This is a genomic window from Nostoc sp. 2RC (genome assembly GCF_014222165.1).
Taxonomy (GTDB): Bacteria; Cyanobacteriota; Cyanobacteriia; order Cyanobacteriales; family Nostocaceae; genus Nostoc; species Nostoc linckia.
In genome coordinates this window covers 1-18,061 of record NZ_JACKZU010000006.1, presented here as the reverse complement: position 1 = coordinate 18,061, position 18,061 = coordinate 1, and the positions used below count along the sequence as shown (strand labels likewise).

General features: G+C 37.7%; 15 protein-coding genes and 1 CRISPR repeat array. Of the genes, 2 read left to right on the top strand and 13 right to left on the bottom strand.

The window, feature by feature from the left end:
• Nucleotides 1-284: 284 nt before the first annotated feature.
• Nucleotides 285-2,000: an alpha/beta hydrolase gene (locus GNE10_RS01675; RefSeq protein WP_185563370.1), complete on the top strand. Its 1,716-nt coding sequence runs from the start codon at nt 285-287 to the stop codon at nt 1,998-2,000.
• 238 nt (nt 2,001-2,238) lie between these two features.
• A CRISPR array of direct repeats spans nt 2,239-3,232; the repeat unit is 37 nt; unit sequence GTTTCAATCCCTAATAGGGAGTAGATGAAATTTCAAT.
• Between the two features lie 211 nt (nt 3,233-3,443).
• Here the strand turns inward: GNE10_RS01675 and cas2 are convergent.
• The 13 genes from cas2 to cas3 all read right to left on the bottom strand — a co-directional run bounded on the left by cas2 (nt 3,444) and on the right by cas3 (nt 16,869).
• Nucleotides 3,444-3,731, bottom strand: coding sequence for a CRISPR-associated endonuclease Cas2 (gene cas2, locus GNE10_RS01670; protein WP_099066222.1), 288 nt, complete (start codon nt 3,729-3,731; stop codon nt 3,444-3,446).
• 136 nt (nt 3,732-3,867) lie between these two features.
• Nucleotides 3,868-4,872: a type I-D CRISPR-associated endonuclease Cas1d gene (gene cas1d / locus GNE10_RS01665; protein ID WP_185563369.1), complete on the bottom strand. Its 1,005-nt coding sequence runs from the start codon at nt 4,870-4,872 to the stop codon at nt 3,868-3,870.
• A 258-nt stretch (nt 4,873-5,130) separates the two neighbouring features.
• Complete coding sequence (gene cas4 / locus GNE10_RS01660) at nt 5,131-5,724, bottom strand: CRISPR-associated protein Cas4 (RefSeq protein WP_185563368.1); 594 nt, start codon at nt 5,722-5,724, stop codon at nt 5,131-5,133.
• A gap of 54 nt (nt 5,725-5,778) precedes the next feature.
• Nucleotides 5,779-6,597 (bottom strand): CRISPR-associated endoribonuclease Cas6, encoded by an 819-nt coding sequence (gene cas6 / locus GNE10_RS01655; RefSeq protein ID WP_185563367.1) that lies wholly within the window; start codon nt 6,595-6,597, stop codon nt 5,779-5,781.
• A gap of 181 nt (nt 6,598-6,778) precedes the next feature.
• Nucleotides 6,779-7,498, bottom strand: coding sequence for a type I-D CRISPR-associated protein Cas5/Csc1 (cas5d, locus tag GNE10_RS01650; protein ID WP_185563366.1), 720 nt, complete (start codon nt 7,496-7,498; stop codon nt 6,779-6,781).
• A 5-nt stretch (nt 7,499-7,503) separates the two neighbouring features.
• The gene (gene cas7d, locus GNE10_RS01645; protein ID WP_185563365.1) at nt 7,504-8,514 is read right to left on the bottom strand and encodes a type I-D CRISPR-associated protein Cas7/Csc2; all 1,011 of its coding nucleotides are present in this window, start codon (nt 8,512-8,514) and stop codon (nt 7,504-7,506) included.
• A gap of 44 nt (nt 8,515-8,558) precedes the next feature.
• Entirely contained in the window at nt 8,559-11,915 is a 3,357-nt protein-coding gene (cas10d, locus tag GNE10_RS01640; RefSeq protein ID WP_185563364.1) for a type I-D CRISPR-associated protein Cas10d/Csc3, read from the bottom strand.
• Nucleotides 11,908-12,351 (bottom strand): type VII toxin-antitoxin system HepT family RNase toxin, encoded by a 444-nt coding sequence (locus GNE10_RS01635; protein WP_185563363.1) that lies wholly within the window; start codon nt 12,349-12,351, stop codon nt 11,908-11,910. The genes cas10d and GNE10_RS01635 overlap by 8 nt, the downstream gene beginning before the upstream one ends.
• On the bottom strand, nt 12,348-12,800 hold the full coding sequence (locus GNE10_RS01630; RefSeq protein WP_185563362.1) for a type VII toxin-antitoxin system MntA family adenylyltransferase antitoxin: 453 nt from the start codon (nt 12,798-12,800) through the stop codon (nt 12,348-12,350). Before GNE10_RS01630 ends, GNE10_RS01635 begins: the two co-directional genes overlap by 4 nt.
• Nucleotides 12,801-12,858: 58 nt before the next feature.
• Complete coding sequence (locus GNE10_RS01625; RefSeq protein ID WP_185563361.1) at nt 12,859-13,878, bottom strand: YhcG family protein; 1,020 nt, start codon at nt 13,876-13,878, stop codon at nt 12,859-12,861.
• Entirely contained in the window at nt 13,875-14,096 is a 222-nt protein-coding gene (locus GNE10_RS35685) for a DUF433 domain-containing protein (protein WP_260446713.1), read from the bottom strand. Before GNE10_RS35685 ends, GNE10_RS01625 begins: the two co-directional genes overlap by 4 nt.
• 142 nt (nt 14,097-14,238) lie before the next feature.
• Entirely contained in the window at nt 14,239-14,463 is a 225-nt protein-coding gene (locus GNE10_RS01615) for a hypothetical protein (RefSeq protein ID WP_185563360.1), read from the bottom strand.
• 228 nt (nt 14,464-14,691) lie between these two features.
• The gene (gene cas3 / locus GNE10_RS01610; protein ID WP_185563395.1) at nt 14,692-16,869 is read right to left on the bottom strand and encodes a type I-D CRISPR-associated helicase Cas3'; all 2,178 of its coding nucleotides are present in this window, start codon (nt 16,867-16,869) and stop codon (nt 14,692-14,694) included.
• Between the two features lie 96 nt (nt 16,870-16,965).
• Between cas3 and GNE10_RS01605 the strand changes: the two genes are divergently transcribed.
• A complete protein-coding gene (locus GNE10_RS01605; protein WP_185563359.1) occupies nt 16,966-17,835 on the top strand; it encodes a YafY family protein in 870 nt (289 codons plus the stop codon).
• Nucleotides 17,836-18,061 lie beyond the last annotated feature (226 nt).

The window sequence follows — 18,061 nt, the reverse complement described above, 5'->3', positions numbered from 1 at the left end:
AATTTATGATTTTGTAGGGGGTTTAAAACCCATTTATTCAGATGCTCGCGCACTTGGTAATGCTGTGTTATCTGCAATTGATACACAAATCATAATAAATTCTGAATTCTGAATTCTGAATTCTGACTTCTGACTCCTGAATTCTGACTTCTGACTTCTGACTCCTGAATTCTAACTCCTGAATTCTGAATTCTGAATTCTGAATTCTTTTATCAACGTAGCAGGGTGGCCGAAAAACTACCAAAGCCAACACGTCAAAACCAGACTACCGAAACAGTTGAGCGATGAATAGTTTGTTTGGTAATTGGGCCAGCACCCTGAGAAAAAATTCTCTATTGCTGGTTCTGTCAATGGTGCTGCCAATGTTTGGAATGAGTAATTCTGTTTTGGCAGCAGAACGCATTTATGCGTCTTATTCAGCTTTAGAGCTGTCAATTTCTGTGACGGCTTTAGAAAATTACGCTAAAACAGGTGTAATCGAAGGTGATTTAGCTGCATATCAACAATATTTACCTGTTGAAAAGTTTGAAGAATTGCGACGGATTTTACTAAATCGCGTGAAAGTTAGTCCGCCAATAGTTTCGCAACTTTTGTACACATCCCAAGGAGAATTTCTACTGCATCGGTTGGCGCAAGTGATTAAAAGCAAATCTCCTCAGCCAGAATCAGAAGTTGCTGCTTTGCGTTCGGCGCTGATTTTAGCATCTGGAGAATCAGGAGGTTTAACACTTTTAAATGTGTTACGTAAATATCCAAGCAAAAGCATTCATCTGGATGTAGCGCAGACTTTTCAAATAGCTACAGAATTGGATAAACTTGTTAATCAAACCCATCGAGCGATCGCGGCAGTTTCTCAAAAGTCAAATATCGAAGCTAATAGCATCCAACAATCAAATTTATCACAACTACCTAAGTTAGAAATTCCGGGAAAATATAAGTCACAAAAATATACATTAAAATTTTTGGATTCCCAACGCCATCGCCTACTATTAACTGATGTTTATCTTCCCAAAATTTCAACTCCCGCATCTGTAATTGTGATTTCTCACGGCTTGGGTTTAGACAGCAGCAATTTTCAATATTTAGCTTCTCATTTAGCATCATACGGATTTGCTGTAGTTGTTCCCAATCATCCTGGTAGCAATACAATAAAATCGCCTTCGCTGTTGAATAAACACACCAACGAACTAGCACAACCAAGTGAATTTAAAGACCGACCTTTAGATATTACGTATATATTGAATCAATTGGAAAAAGCTAACCAATTTGATTCAAGGTTTAAAAATCGGTTAAATGTGCAACACGTTGGTGTATTTGGTCAATCTTTGGGAGGCTACACAGCTTTAGCCTTGGCGGGCGCTAAAATTAATTTTGAGCAGTTAAAACAAGACTGTCAGTTAACAGGATTGAAAAAAACCTGGAACATGTCTTTACTGCTTCAGTGTCGTGCTTTGGAATTGAATATTAATCATTTTGGGAAAAATTATAGCCTACGAGATGAGAGAATTAAAGCAGCGATCGCAGTTAATCCAGTTACTAGTTCTATTTTCGGTGAATCTGGCTTAAATCAAATAAAAACTCCAGTGATGATTGTTAGCAGTAGTGATGATACTGTTGCACCAGCTTTATACGAACAAATTCTACCTTTCTCTGGGTTAGCAAATCCCCAAAAGTATCTTGTCATGCTTGTAGGTGGTACTCACTTTTCCATTATTGGTAATGCAAATCCTACAAACCAACAAGTATCATTACCTGCTGATATGATTGGCGATGCTTCCCAAGCGCGTCGTTATATGACTGTTTTAAGTTTGCCTTTTTTCCAAAGTTATATTGCAGGAAAGTCACAATATATTCGTTATCTTAATGCTAGCTACACTCACAGCATTTCTAGTAAGTCTCTGGGTTTGAGTTTTGTTGAGTCATTAAATAGAACTGAATTACCACAAATTTCGGATATTTCAGGAGGTAAATCTTTAAAAAAAAAGTTCCTAACACTATAGTCAGCTTCGGATTTTGGATGCTGGATATTGGTGTTTCACTATTGAATGTGATGATTTCTATTTGATTGAGGAATCAGTTGTAATCTCTCACTTTTTTATAGGGATTTTTAGTTAAGTGAGGTATGGGAGCAATGTTTTAAACGCAGAGGGGCGCGGAGGACAGCGCAAAGGTACGCAGAGGTTTGCTCAGTTTTATTAGCGATGTATTAAGTATCTCTGCACATTAGGTTTCATCTGTGTTTCAATCCCTAATAGGGAGTAGATGAAATTTCAATATTCAGTTAGAAGAAGCGATTTATGAAGTGCTAGGTGTTTCAATCCCTAATAGGGAGTAGATGAAATTTCAATTCTCTAAAGGTGTCTATTCTCTCTGCATCCTGCGGAGAGTTTCAATCCCTAATAGGGAGTAGATGAAATTTCAATATGAGAATAAAATTCAGGCGAATGCACTTGATTTAGATGTGTTTCAATCCCTAATAGGGAGTAGATGAAATTTCAATCTACTGGAATTTCAGGATGTCAAAGGCTGTTTGCCGTTTCAATCCCTAATAGGGAGTAGATGAAATTTCAATCATTATCGCCAAGCGCGTAGGACTTGGCAGTGGCGTGAATTATGAAGTTTCAATCCCTAATAGGGAGTAGATGAAATTTCAATTGCGATCGCAATGATAGCTTGAGCAAGCGATTGTAAGTTTCAATCCCTAATAGGGAGTAGATGAAATTTCAATTTTCTAATAAATCCTTGTCTTGTTGTTGAATTTGCGTTTCAATCCCTAATAGGGAGTAGATGAAATTTCAATAGTACGCCCCAAGCCCAAGCTTTAGCAATTCAAGGTTTCAATCCCTAATAGGGAGTAGATGAAATTTCAATCAGTTATTAATAACTGGTGATCCACCACGGTTACTAGTTTCAATCCCTAATAGGGAGTAGATGAAATTTCAATTCTTTATCAATCAATTCGTCGCAAGTTTTATTTATCCGTTTCAATCCCTAATAGGGAGTAGATGAAATTTCAATTCTGGCGAACCTCCAGAACCAGATGATTATTCGTTTCAATCCCTAATAGGGAGTAGATGAAATTTCAATGCGCTAGCCCATCAGCTCAGTAATGTTGAAAATTCCGTTTCAATCCCTAATAGGGAGTAGATGAAATTTCAATAATCAGAATGTGTTTTATTCATGTATATTGCTCTAGTTTCAATCCCTAATAGGGAGTAGATGAAATTTCAATAGCGGTAGCCTGAAACATTGTTTGTATTTGGTTTTCAAGGTTCGGTAGCGCGGATGAGGAAATCATAGCATGTGAAATGGACATTGGGTTTGAGGAAAATGGCTAGAACGTAGTCTGTGTAAGGTGCGCGGGTACTTTCTGAGCTATTTTCCCCGAAACTCTTGCAGCAGAGGGATTTGAAGGTTACTTACTGCAATTTGGTTTTGAACATCTACCCATCCGCGCACTCAGCAAAGAAAATAGAGTCATCACGAATTTTTTCGCCACCAATACGTTCAACTTTACCGAGACAGCAGGCACACAAAAAGTAAAAAAGTATACTATCGGTTTCCGGCTTGATTAACTTGTTTAAACGCGATCGCAATTTTGCGTACTGAGTATCTGTCAGATGGCATTCAAATACACTGTACTGTACCCATTGTCCATAGGACTTGAGAATTTTGTGAATTTTAGTACGGCGTTTATCTTCAGAAATATCATAAGACACAACAACATTCATTGCTAGTTTTTTCTGCACTTTCAACACCAATGACTCAATAATTACTAATTTGTAATGAGGTAGGCCGCTTTTTGGTAAGGTAATTCGTAATTAAAGATTGATTAATTACGAATTATTATGAAAAATAGCTAAGTTTCTACTTCAACACTAATGGTGGATATTTTTCGGTTTCACCCATCAAGTATTTTGCTAATAATCGAGCCTGTAATTCAAATGCTTCTTGATAAGTACATTTGCGTCCGAATACAGGATGTTTAAATTCGGATTGTTTTTTTTGTGCATATTGCTGCAAAAATCTTTTTCGCCCTTCTGGGGTTAGAGAAACCGCTCCACTCAACGGTTCTGTGATAAAATCTGGTTTTGTTAACAATTGTCTATTTAATACAGACAATACAATTGCGTCTACAACTAACGGACGAAACTCTTCCATTAAGTCTAATGCTAGTGATGGTCTACCGTAGCGATCGCAATGCAAATATCCTAAATATGGATCGAATCCAGCAATATTGACAGCACCTTGAATATCATGGCGCAATAACGAATAACCAAAGCTGAGTAAAGAATTCACCGGATCGGTTGGAGGACGGCGGACGCGTTTATCAAAACTAAATTCTGTACTCTTAATTAATTCGTCAAAACAACCAAAATATGCTGCACTTCCAGCACCCTCTAAACCGCGCAGTGAGTTAATATTTTGAGTAGTTTCAATGGGAGCGATCGCTTGCTCTAAACGTGTTACATTTACAGACAAATCTAAATCTGGATTTTCACGTTGACGGCGGTTGAGAAGATTTCGATAGTTTTTCAACTTTCCGCGCACAAAACCTTGTACTATATGAATTGCTTGGGCTGATTCACCGGCTGCTTGCCATTGGGCTTTACGCACAAAAATATTTTTAGTCACTTCTGGTTCTATCCTTCCTAAATAACGACCATTTTCTGTGAGAAAAGTCAGAGGTATATGTCGTTCTAGTAGTTCCGAAATCACTGCTGGGGAAACAGTAGCACGTCCTAAAACTACAACACCATCAACCTTAATTAATGGCACATCTAAAATTGTCTTTTTTTCAAATTTGACATGTAGCCTTTCGTCAACTTTCCCAATAAAAGCATCTTCTTGAGTAACGTATACTGTACCCATAATTACATCCTAAATTAACAAAAAACTGGCTTTTAAGACGCAATAAATCACGTCTCTACAAGAGTAAATTTGCACTGAAATGAATTGGATTGACCTAAAAACTCTCTTTTAATTCTGAATTCTGACTTCTGAATTCTAACTTCTGACTTCTAACTTCTAACTTCTAAATGCTGAATTCTAAATTCTAAATTCTGAATTCTGACTTCTGAATTCTGACTTCTGAATTCTGACTTCTGAATTCTGAATTCTGAATTCTGATTAATTCCCTTCTTGATAGCGTTGTAATTTTTCTGTAGCTTGAGGTAAACAGTGTGAAAATAAACTACATCCATCACAGCGTTTGGATTTGATAGCTTTGGGCATTGCACCCGTGAATAACAGTGTTTGCACGGCTTCAATAGTGGCGATCGCACTTTGTCGTAATTCTTCAGAAATCTCCACTAATTGCCGTTGATGAGTTTGTGCATAGTAGATATAGCCAGTATTAATAACTTGGCCTGTCATTTCTTCTAAACATAAAGCTTGGGCGCAAACTTGTAATTCATCATTATCCCATTCGCCCTTACGTCCTCGTTTATATTCTACTGGATACCACTCACCATTTTCCGATTCAATTAAATCAGATTTACCGATTAATTTGTATTTTTCAGACTTCAGCCAAATAGCTCTTATTTGCCAAGTATCTTCCCGTTGTCCCTCACCAACAGTATGCACTCGCTCATGTAAACTTGTGCCTTCAATTGTGTATTGATTATCAATAAATTCTCCAGCACAAAACATTCGCCAACAGCGATGGGAACAGTAGCTATATTGATTTAAAGCCGCAATAGCAATGTAATCACTTTCATTCATATTTTTGATTAACTATTTCAAAATCCAAAATCCAAAATCCAAAATTTAAAATGGTTATATTCGGCGTACCATTCCCATTCCCATTGTTGTTTTCCGTCCCAATCCTGCGTATAATGCAAAATTAGCTAAAGCATTGATTTGCTTAATTACTAACGGTTCAACATCACCTAAAATCCGATAGCTAATTCCACCAACACAACCAATAAACTTACTTTCATAGTTGCTGATAACTTCAGTATTAATATCAAAAGCACTGGGATAAATTGATTCAACAGAAATACTAGATAATTCAATCCCGCTGTATTTATTCCAACGACTCAAAAGGCTATTAAACACAGATTCTTTGATAGGGAGGACATTATCATATCCACCTTGGCGGAAAGATACCGGTGTAGCAAAAGTGAAATTGATAGTGCGATCGCTTTGGGATGCTTGCTCATACAATTGTGTATAACTGCAAGCATTAGCCCAAGGTTGCGTAGATTGCGGAGTACCTTGAATACTGGTAATATGTAAATTTGCAGAACCCAAATGCCAAGGATGTTCCGGATTAAGATTGAGCCAAAGTCCAGTTAATTTACTAAACAAACTGTCATCAAGTAGAGAAATACGCCACCAACAGGGAGTACCAGCCGGAATTGGTTTTTGATGATTAAATTGCAACATCTGGTGATGTTGTTTGTGTTGTCGTTGTATTTGCAACGGCGAGAGAGTAAAGGCTTTATCTGTATTAGAAGAATGCAAATAATCTGCCAAACTAGAATCAACAGAATTAATCAGAGTCAGAAATAGTGCATGGTAATGTCTCCCAGTCAGAAATTCCGGGTAAATGGGAGATTGGGGAATCAAGTTGAGGACAAGACTGTGGGGCATGAATAATTTAAAATGGTAGATGTAAGGTAGGCATTGCTACTATTTTCAAGGGTCAAAAATCCCTTTCTTTCCTCTTATCTCTGTGTTCTCTGTGCCTCTGTGGTTAGATAAATTACTATTAAACCGCAGAGACGCAGAGGGCGCAGAGGGTAATTTTTCCAGTCACCTTGAAAGGTTGAAATTAAGCTTTAAATCGATACTGCATTTTTGCAGGTAAGCGCAATTTTTCAGTTTTATTAGGACTATTGAATTCGTAATATTGTCCTTGGCGAATACTGACATTTTGAATCAGACTCACCGGGGGCATATTTACTACATCGTAGCTAATAACTTGATGAGTAAACATCACATCCAAAGGATTTAAAGGGTAAGAAAAAGTAAAGTCACCTGTTTTTAATTCAATTTTGGTAACTTCTTGAATTGTCACTTCAGCTTTACTCATCCATTTGCCTAAACGAATCCATTTTGGTAGCTTCAGTTGCTTTTGAGAAATGATAAACAACTCAAATTGACTTTCCGGTGCAATTTCTTTCGCCCTACCAAAACTAGGAATATTTTTTTGCGTTTTCTCCATTTCCACATGATAGTTATTATTAGCATACTTCCATGTGTTGAGAATAGCAGTATGTTTAACTGCACGCCCAGGTGTTACATAAATTCCTTGTTGATTTAGCGGCGTTAAATGTGCCTCATACTTAGGAACTTGTTCGGAACAAAAGTAACGATAAGAATGTTCTTCAGTGACAGTAGTAGAGTAAATTTCGCTGTCTACTAAGCCTAACGCATAGCAGAGTGCGTAGTTGTGAATTACTGGTTCTGTTTCGTAAAGTCGCCCGATTTCACGAGTTGCATAATAAAGGCTGTCATGAAGCTCTAATTGACAGCAATAGATGATTGGCATAGCTATTATCCAGCCTTAGCAGCAGTTTTCTTTTTAGTAATGTGTTTTTTGGCGTATTCTTTAGCTTCCGCATCAGCTTTTTGTAAAATTGACTTGATTCCTGTTTCGCTACCTGTGAGAACTTTAACTTCATTCAAAAGAGGTTTAAAAGCATCACCAATAAAGTCGGTATGAACGATAAATTCATCAGCCATTAAACTTTCAATTGCACTTTTCGCAGCACTAATTACATCATCTTCATCTAAAGGCTCAGGAGAATTAATAGTTTGATTTGACTGCATTTTGTCATAGATTCCTTGAGTCCAACGCAAATTACTAGTAATTTCTCCATCAGCAAATACAACACCAATTAATTCGTTTCTAACGCGACCTGTACGGGTTGTTTGCGCTCCATAGTGACGAGTGCGTAAGATGTTATTAAAGACGTAGAGAAAACTAGCTTCAGTGGGGTCTTTTACTGTGACAATACTGGGGAAGAAAACTTGCGGTCTGATGTGGTCTTGTTGGTTAATTCTGCTAGTAACTTCACCAGGTTTAGAACCATCTTCTCCTTTAGAAGCCATTGTCCCATTTTCAAAAGGAGCATTCAAGGTAAAAGTTTCATGTGATTCATCAAAAGCTGTGATAGAAAATGCTGTATCGACAACAACTTTCGATTTTTCAGAGCCAGAATCACCAATGGCAAAACCGTAAATAATGCAATCAGGATTATCCATTGCAAAATTAACGTTATACTCGCATTCTTTAGCAGTCATTAAGCCATAATTACGCAGTAATTCACGACCAACTAAACGTTCTGGGGTTGATTGCTTTCGTTTGAACATTGATAGACGGCTAATAGTAGTTTTATCTTTGACTCCAGCCCTAACTCTTGCTTTATTGAGTTCGCCATCTGTTTGAAATAGCGGATAAGATTCAGTAATGCGAATCGTTAAAAAATGAGCGTATTTACCCATAGGTTTATAGGGAATTTCAGCTTGGAATAATTTGCTATCAACTGCTTTAAGCAATGCCATAATAAACCTCCAAAATGATGTATTTTTTAGAAAAAGTGAAATTTTTAGTCAGACTCAGATTCAGGAGATTTTTCATTTCTTTCTAAGTTTTCTTGATCGTCTTTTAGGCGATAGAGAAATTCACAAGTATCTCGAATTAAATTGAGTTGACGACCTGCTAAACGAGCGCGATCGCCTGCAAAAGATTTTTCAAATACCTCCTCTACAAAATACCGTGCAAATTCTAAAACAGCCAGCCGTTCTTCTTCCCGTTTACTCATTATCCAACGTCCTTCTGCTGTGGAAGAATGCACCCGATCCATCAGTTTAAAAACCTCTGCTGCTACTGCTGCAACTAAGGTTTCACCATGAAACACACTTAACTCAGCTTTGAGTATAGTTTCAGCAGCAATATCAATCGGTTTCAACACCGCATTAGACTTGGGATTATAACGCTTATTAGCTCTATAAAAACGGCGATAAAGTTCGGTTAATTTCTTAGGATGATTCAGACTTGATTCTTCTCCCACAATTAATTCCTCATTGATAGAGTCAAATTTTGCATAAGGGTCAAAACAAGGGTAAAAATGATAGGTATAAAGCCGAATTTTTTCAATTCTGGCTGTTTCCACACCCTGGTTTCGTACCCAACGGTTAAGATAAGAAAAGACATACAACGCACTAGTTTCAAAATCCTTTGCTAGTTCTGTAAATCTTCCCCAATTGGCATCATAACCAGACTTTCCTTGTCGCGCGTTCACATCTAAATGAATCGCGTAAGCAGCAGTAAGTACATTTAAAGGTGCTGGATATTCAATACCATTTTCATTCCAACCTTCAAGAATGTAATCCAATCGAAATCTGTCCCTTTTTACCAAAGCGCGAAATGCATGAGGCGCACTGTCAAGAAAAACGCTTTCTTCAAACTCAGCACCATCATTAAAAGGTGGAATTGGCGACTCAGAAACTACAGTTTTCACATCCAAAATCATCGGGAAAGCAAACGCTAACCAGCTAGGCATTACCCAAGATTCTGTATCAGTGCTATCTCTTCCTGGTGGTAGCGCCATAAAGTAAAATGTTAAAGGTTGGTCTTCAGGATAGGAAAGCTTAAATGTGCGGTCTTTATCGTCTTCTAAGTTTTCATCAATCAAAAAACTATCCACACTTTGATAATCTTTCTTAGCCAAATGAGCTTGCAAATCCTTAGTAATAAAATGATTGCGAACACTCGTATCAAAGCGAGTTTGAGCAATCCCACTATAAGCTTTTTGTAAAAATTTATTAGTTTCTGGTGTAAAATAATAAGTGGGATAAAAGTAGAGATAGCGATATTTACCATCTTCAAATCTTTTACCTACTGCTTGGGTTTGATTCATCAAAATTTGCCTCAGCATCATTTCTACACCCGCAATGCTAGAAATATTACGCTTGGCATTAGAACCACCCAACATTTGTTTATTTGTATAAACTTGGGGTGTAAATAAAACTGCTGATTCCATCTGTTCGGTGACAGTGTAAGCAGAATGAGAAATTGAACAAATTAACTGCCGTCCTCGTCCAGGTTTTTTCGCAGCATTATAGTTATCTAACTCCTGGAAAAAATTTTCACTTTGAATTTTGGATGATAGTTGTTGATTTGTACTTGGTAACATCACAACTCGCGTTACCCATTCCCTTAAATCATCCCAACCATCAGGTAACTCATATTGTGCAAGAATTGGAGAAATTAAGTTTGTTAAATAGTTGATAACTTCCTGACAACTTTCTCTGACATTTTCAATACCAGGATGGTTTTCCAGATATTTAGCTGCAAGATAATACCATTCATAAGGAACTCCGCCTGTATTTCCCTTTAAGTTATTTTCTTTCAGGCTTTCATTAATGCGCTCAATGTAGCGAATTTGAGGAATATATTCTGTTAAATGCCAAAATTCAGCTACCTGATGAATCAAATTTAAACTTGGTATTTCTGGTAACTTTTTATCTTTTTTGCGAATAGCTTCAATCCGATTAACAGTTTCTTCCCAAATCTTCCGACTTACTAAATCACCAAATTCTGCAATTTGGTCAATGCGGATATCATCAGCAAAGTTGAAATCAAATTCAGCTGGTAAAACTCCTTGTTGTTGAAACTTGACTAAATTTTCACTGCGGCTTTGAGCAACAGATGGTTTATTAGAATTTAAAATGCGTAGAGTTGCATCCAAAGCCACTTGCATCAAGCCTGGAGAATCAAAAAATAAGTTGTAATATTCGGCATATTTCATCCCTTTACCATCTCGACCAAATCCTGTTTGTCTCAAACGCAATTGACCCGCACACAGAGATTTAATATTATTAACTACAAGGTCTGGTAAATCTTTTGCAGAGATTGGAGGAGCATTACGCACAGCTAGGTAAATTACACCTGTTGGCAGATATAATAAGGGTTCATAATATGTATGCTCATCAGTATTCAGGCTAGTATAAGCTTGAATTACAGCATTATTCACCACATTAGTTAAAACACCCCGATTTTCAGCAATGTGGTGATAGGTAAATTGCAATTGTCCATCACTAAGACTGTGGAGAATATCATTTAATCCCCTATGTTCTGCATCTTGGGGATGTTTAATTACTGATGCGAGTAAATCAGCTAAACGAGTCAGATCGCATAAACTACGAATAGTGCGGTCTTTAAGAACAGGATTTAGACCGAATTCAGAAAAATTCCAGTTAGTATCCCAGCGACTTTGTGCATTATAAGCCATGCACAACAAATCATCGATATATTCTTTATACCCTTCGGGATGCTCTGGATTAATAAATTGATCGAGTCCTAATTGTTGAACTTTTTCCTCAATGATTTGCCGATGTTTATCTAAAGGTAATTTGCGACATTCTTCTGGCGCATCAGGGAATTTTTCAAAGTCATGTAGAATAAATGCAGCAATTACTAATCGCCGTTCCCGTTCTTTTACTACTCGCCGGACGGTGGTGTCTAAATTTTCTAATCGTTTCTCAATTAAATTTGCAGGAAATAAACCATTAAGTAAGTGAGTATTGAGTGATTGGTCAGCAGCGTTATCTCGCCTAACTTTACTTTTACCTTCTGCTTCTCGTTTTTGGTCAATTTCATCAAAAAACTTACCACCTTTAGCAGTGACACCAATTGCTATTCGCAGCAAGTTTGGTAACACATATTCGCCAAAATCCGCCATAACTTTATCGCCTGGATTTTGTGTTTGTATTGCTTCACGTAGTAATTTGAGTGTGAGTAGTTCAGCTTCTATTTCGATAGTGCGGTCTGAAGAATCACCATCAAATCCAAAATCACCCGATAACCAATCTTCATCCATTACTTGAGAATTTATATCGTTTTCTGTTTCTAAAAGTGATAATTTTTGAACTTTATTAGCAATTTTACTTTTTTTAATCATCTTCTTGACTCAATGAAATTAAATAAGAGTTAATCTGGCGTACATACAGCGGATATTGTTGCAATGCAAAACTGATAGATTCAAAAACTTGCTGCGGATCTATCTCGTCATATTCATGAACAAGACGATTTCTTAATCCTGATGATGGTGCTATTTGTTTTGCTAATTCTGGTGTAATTACTTGATATTTGCTAAGTTCAATGAAAGCTTCAAAATTAGTAACCGAATTTCCAGGACTTAATTTTGATAATATGTGTTCATTGATATCTATTGCAGCTTGAGTCATTAATTGCAGTAGTCTTTCTACAACAAGCTGTTGACGAAAATCAGTTAAGAAGTTATCAAGGCTAGCAGAGCGAAACTCTTCTAAAGTATTGTAATATTTTGTAATTAACCTCAGTCTCACTAAAACTATTTCGGGATCTATATTACTCATACTCCCCACTTATTTAGTTCTATTTCAATAATTTTGTGTTGATCTTCACGGAATTTCTTTAACTCTGATTTTGATTTTAATGAGGTTAATCTAAATTCCTCAAATTGTCCAGGGTATTTTTCAAACATCATAATCCCGTCACGAGCAATAAAATGGGCTATTAGCTCTGAACAATGATTAAGTTCTACAATATCAATCAGGTCAGGATTTATTTTGAATAATTCACCAATCTGCATAAGTAATTCAAACCAACGTACAACATTATCTTTTACGTAAACCTCACGTTGTTCTTCATCATACAAAACCGCAAAATCCCAGTCACTCTTGGCATTTGTGTTACCAGTAGCTCTAGAACCAAACAAAACTAACATTTTTAAGTAAGGAATTTTTTCAGGAAGTTGTAATGAAAGTTCTTGCAGTTCTGAGATGGTTGGAGTATTGTTTTGCATTTGATGATTCTCCAATCGAATAGATAATCGTCAACATTCATGTGCTCACTCTATAATTCTATTCAAATCCTTCCAGTAATTTCGCAACTTGTTCAGGAGCAGGAAGTTGATTTTTTAATTCTTGAGGTAATGTTGAAACTATCTGATAAGTTGCTACACCAACTGGTTTATTAGATTCTTTCAATGCATACTCAACAATCGTTCTCTGCTTCGACTTGCAAAGAATAATTCCAATAGAAGGATTTTCATTAGGTAGCTTTACCTTGTCATCTAAAACAGCTAAATAAAATTGCATCTTGCCAACATACTCAGGCAAAAATTTACCAATCTTCAGTTCTATTGCAACCAAACATTTTAGACTGCGATGATATAATAAAATATCTATAAAATATTCTTCATTATCAACTTCTAGCCGATATTGACTACCGATAAAAGCAAATATCCCGCCCATTTCTTGCAAAAATGGTTCCACTCTTGTTAAAATCGCTTGCTCTAGCTGTCGTTCGCTGTGTTCATCTGCTAGTTCCAAGAAGTCAAATGTATATTCATCTTTAACAGCTAGTTTTAATTGGTTCCGAATTTCTGTTGGAACAGTTCGATCAAAGTTGGTTTGATTCAGCAGAGTCTTTTCATACGTTTGATTTTCAATTTGGTGAATCAAAACATTTTTTGTCCAACCAAATTTGCAAGTCATTCTAATATAAAACTCTCGTTCTAGGTCATCTTTACACTTTTCTAAAATGACTATATTGTGAGTCCATCCAATTTCTGCCACCATTGGTGGCAGAATTTCTTTAGAGTGGTAAGTTAAGTAAAAATCTCGCATTCTCCAAATATTACGGGCAGAAAATCCGCTAATACCAGGAAACTCAGCTTGTAAGTCTTTTGCTAACTGTTCCACTACCGATTGACCCCAGCCTGCTTCCTGCTGTCGGGTAAAAATCATCTGTCCAATGTCCCAGTAAAGCTTGATCATTTCCCGATTAACTGCTTTTAGTGCTTCGTACTGGGCTGAACGAATACGCTGTTTTATTTCCATGAGTAAATCTTTGTAATTGTCTGAAATGGGGTTACTCATAACGTAAAATTTTCAACTCGTTCATCACCAAGTAGCCGACGCGCGTAGACTAAACAGGCTTGTATATCTTCTCTTTCTAGCCAGGGATAACCTTCTAGCAAGGTTTCGATAGTGTCTCCTGCTGCTAGCATTCCTAAAATATGTTCAACCGCAAGGCGACGACTGCGAATAATTGGTTTACCGCTAAAGATTTGAGGATTGACTGTGATTCTTTCCAAAAGTTTTTGTTCGTTGATGGTTACGTGGTGTGAGTGGATTGTTTTATCGTGTGTACACTCGAAACAGCAACTCAGTCTTGTAGGTAGAGATATAAACAACGACCTTCCGATTACAAGTCGGGTGTACACTGCAAACAGCATCTTAATCTGGTGGATAATGGAAATCTACGAGATTCTGTAAATCCTGATTCCGACAAACTTGGTGTCCGAAATTTGTCTCTAAAACACTGACGCGATTCTCAAGGTCAACTAGCTGATTATCTTGAATGGCATTCTGGAGTCGCACTGCTTCTATTGCGTCAACTAAATAGTGAAGTTGATCGAGTACCATGCGGATCAGGTGGAGGTCGGCATTCTGGTTCTGCATTTGAGATTGTTTCATTTGCATAGAATAAGGTACAGTATTTTACGTTCACAGTAATTAACCCTATAAGAGCTTTTACTATGACTAAAACTTGTGTACTATAGTAGCAGTATAAGTCTAAGGCACTCAAATCCCTATTAGGGATTGAAACAATTCTCTGTGAACGTACTACTGTTCCTTGTTCTGCCTTAAGACAATGAATAAACAAAATCCCTATTAGGGATTGAAACTCTAAGCAACCCATATCTCATCTCCTTTGCTTTTAAACGTATAAGCAAGCGTATCCAGCAGCAGTGCAGAATGACCGAAAGCGATCGCATACGGTGCGTTAACATCATGAAAGCTATACTGATCGCTGATTGGGTAAATCTGAAAATGCATCGGTAGCCGCAACCGCATCCGTACTTCTGCAACTGGACGGCGAATCACATAACAAACTAAACCCTGTGTTTTCAAGCGTTTGTTAATCTCCCCAATCCAGTAGTTGTCAGGTTGCCAAATTTCCACACCTTTTAAAACCTGAACTTTCCAAGCGTCTGCTTTTGGTTGCAAGTCGCCTGAATAGGTAAATTTCCAGTTCAGCCGTTCCTCGCGGTAGGAACGCAACTTGATAAATGCGAGACAGTGAGCAAATCTACCTTTGGCTATGGGTTGTCCGGTGCGTTTGGCGGTTTCTTGGAGTGTCCGTATAAACGCCGCTTCTGTCCACATTTCAATTTCTAAGTTGCTTAAAATTCCCGGTAAATCATAGGTTTTAAATTTGTCTACTTCGTTTTTTTCTGTTAAATCATAAATTCCGCATTGCAAAGGACTAGAACCTCGAAAACTATAAGCATCATCAGCAATGGGATTTCCTGATTTACCTGAAAGCGCTTGCCAATCTTTAGCCCATCCTTGAATACGTCCAGCTAGAGATTTTAAACTGGTTTCAAAGACTGCTTCACAAGTTACTTGAAACTGCTCTCGACTTTGGGCATACTGTTGTTTAATTGTCCGATCGCTTAATTTGTAAGCCAGCCAAAATGATTGCACAGCACCCCAACGGCGATAATAACCATGAAAATCATTGATTTGGCGATATTGCTCTTTGATTATGTTTTGCAGAGTGGGGCGATCGCAAATACTATTAACTACTAAAGGTGGTGACTCTACCTGAAATAATCTCTCCACTAAAAAGTTGGGCACTAAAGCCAAAGCTGTGAAGTTTTCAAACTTAATTTGCTCACCATTTTTCTCATAGCCATCATGTCTACCCAAGCGTCCCAAACGCTGAATAAAATTCCCCGCATCTGATGATTCAAAAATTAAAAAGTTAATTTTAAAATCAACGCCAACATCAATGGTACTTGTGCCCAAAACTAAATCAGCCGACAAACTTAGCTCTTTTTGTGCTTTTCCTGATAATCCGGTATTTTCCCCCACCGTCAAGCCATGAGGCTGCAAAAGTTCTTGAAAAAATAAAGTCAGCCGCTTGACTGCTGCAATGGAATTGAGAATAATTGCTCCCTTACTCCCTGGATACTGCTGAAACTGAGCCAAAATCAAATTGCTATTTTCTCTTAACCAAGTTTCCGAAGCTTTAAAAGCAGGTTCCAAAGGAATAAAATTCAGTGAAATTGCTCGTGCTACTTGCCGCCATCCTTGCGATCGCAGTTCGTTTTCTTGTTCTGCCGTATTAGGAAATTGATATTTATTGTTCTCTAAAGGGTTAATTTCTTGACAGCGAAAACCTGCTGTTTGCAATCTGGTAATTAAATTTTTATCTGGTGTAGCTGAAAGAAACAAAAACTTCTTGCGGCGGTTTGTACAGCGAATTAACAGCATGGTATTAATTACACTAGCAATTTGAGGAGCCGCAAAAACATGGAATTCATCAAAGATAAATAAGTCAAAGTCTTTATCTATTCTTCCCCATAGTTTATCGGGGCTGTCACCAGGAATTATATAAGCACCCCGATGCAAATAGTGAAAAATATCAGGGTTAGTTAATAATGCTTCCCGTTGATTTGTCAAAGTTGCGATCGCTGCACTTTTTCTCAATCCTTCATTCTCAGCATAAATTTCTAAATCAGCGCCACTCAGCCGCACTACACGCGGTTTATCTCTGGGTTGAAATTCTTCAATATATCCTTGAATTTGTATTTCTTGGTCACGCGCTAATTCGTTAGTTGGATAAAGTCCAATAGCCGAAAATTCACCTTGCAGCACTTCTAAATAAGCAGCCAAGCTTTTACCATCACCAGTCATCGCCGTATTAAATACTACGTCAATATTTGGGTTTTGCAATGCTTTTAATGTTTCAACTTGATGCCAAGATAGTGACCAATTTTCAGGTAATTTTACTCCGTCAGGTGTGGCGACGGTTTGGGAATAAACAGGCTTGAGAGTAATTTTGTAACTTTCGGACATACATTTAAATAGTGTCCGTAACTGGTTGTTAAAACCTATATTGGCACGCACAATAGAAGTTGGCAAGATATATCCGTATAAAAGTGTCCGTATAAAATGAGTCGTAAAGGTCAATCGATAACTCTGTCTCTGCGAGAACAGGATAAAACCGAATTAGAAAACCTGGCGCTGGAGTTTGGTATGATGTGGGGCGATCGCCCGAATATCTCTAAACTAATAGAAGCGATCGCGCGCCATCATTTAATCATTGGTAAAAATCACGACTGGTCAAAATCCCGTATCCGTGCTGTTCATCTTGCAATGCTGTCATTAGCTGATATTGGGCAAAATGAGCAAGCGCAGGTAATAGCACAATTATTACTTGAGCGTGGCGAACTACCTATACCTCTGCGTAGCGAAATCGAAACCTTTTTAGGAAATTTACCACCACCTTGGCGTTTAGAAATAGACCGTTACATTTTACGAGAGCAACCGTTTCAACTGAGTTATCAAGACGCAAGACAGCATATCTGGAATTTTACTGTCCGTTACGCCAAAGTTACGGTTCATGAAAAGCGCCAATATCTTGATTGCTGGTGTGAAGAGACCGAGGGAAACTTAGATGTAGAAGACTTACAGCACAATTGGAGTTTACGTTTAGATCGTATCCAAGATGCTGCTGTTTCACCGATTGTTGGTGAGTGGCGACGTTCTGGATTAGCAGAGATAGATGTAGAAATGCATCTGTTGGCTGGTTTAGCCTTTGCTTATCAAGCCAAACTTGAAGACAAAATCAATGAATGGCTACCAGATAAAGCAAAAGTCAAGCGCGTGGTGAGGGGTGTCTCTAATACTTTTTGGTTCATTCGGGAAGTCATGCAATATGCACCCGATTGTGTAATTATTGCACCAGAAAAGGTGCAAGCACTAATAGTTGCAAAACTAAAAACCCTCTGTCAGCATTACGGGCTAGAAGTTTCTTTGTAAAAGCTAGTGGGGAGTGTGGAGGATGGGGGGATAGGGAAAAGGTTAAAGGGAAAAGGGAAAAGGGAAAAGGAATAAATTTAATCTTTCCCCTTTTCCCCGGTTGGTGAGCTTGTCGAACCATACCCCTTTCCCTTTCCCAATGTCCCCAGCGGGTGAACGAAATTTTGTGTGGGATTTCTAGCTAAGTATCCAAAAAATTACCCTCCACACTCCCCACACTCCCCAC